This is a genomic window from Achromobacter sp. D7-1 (assembly GCF_059760445.1).
In genome coordinates, this window is sequence record NZ_JCBAMT010000172.1 from 1 (window position 1) to 747 (window position 747).

A 747-nucleotide genomic window follows, 5' to 3' on the forward strand; every position below is an offset into this window, starting at 1 on the left:
TGGGTGTGGACGCCGCGCCGCGCCTGAAGACGCTGAAGGTCAGCGAGCCGCCCGCCCGCAAGGCCGGCATCAAGGTGGCCGATGTCGCGGCCCTGGTGGACAAACTCAAGAACGAAGCGAAGGTGGTCTGAACATGACGACGCTGGTTATTGCCGAACACGATAACGCCCAGCTCAAGGGCGCAACCCTGAACGCCGTCGCCGCCGCCGCCAAGATCGGAGGCGACGTGCACGTGCTGGTCGCCGGCGCCAACGCGCGCGCCGTGGCCGACCAGGCCGCTGCCGCCGCAGGCGTCTCCAAGGTCCTGCTGGCCGACGCGCCGCAACTGGCCGACGGCCTGGCCGAGAACGTCGCCGCCCAGGTGCTGGCGGTGGCTTCGGGCTACAGCCACATCCTGTTCCCGGCGACCGCCTCGGGCAAGAACGTGGCCCCGCGCGTGGCTGCCAAGCTGGACGTGGCGCAGATCTCCGACATCATCGGCGTGGAATCCGCCGACACCTTCCAGCGCCCGATCTACGCCGGCAACGCGATTGCCACGGTGCAGTCGGCCGACGCCGTCAAGGTCATCACCGTGCGCACCACCGGCTTTGACGCCGTGGCCGCGCAAGGCGGTTCCGCCGCAGTGGAAGAAATCGCCGCCGTCGCCGATTCGGGCCTGTCCACCTTCGTGGGCCGCGAAGTCGCCAAGAGCGACCGTCCGGAACTGGCCGGCGCGCGCGTCGTCGTCTCCGGCGGCCGCGGCCTGGG

The 747-nt window shown here is 70.5% G+C and carries 1 protein-coding gene and 1 pseudogene; both read left to right on the forward strand.

What is annotated here, in order from left to right:
- Positions 1-131: pseudogene (locus AC6LKD_RS32625) on the forward strand (electron transfer flavoprotein subunit beta/FixA family protein); the annotation flags it as partial.
- A 2-nt stretch (positions 132-133) separates the two neighbouring features.
- On the forward strand, positions 134-747 hold a 614-nt coding region (locus tag AC6LKD_RS32630; protein ID WP_498118544.1), incomplete at its 3' end, for an electron transfer flavoprotein subunit alpha/FixB family protein.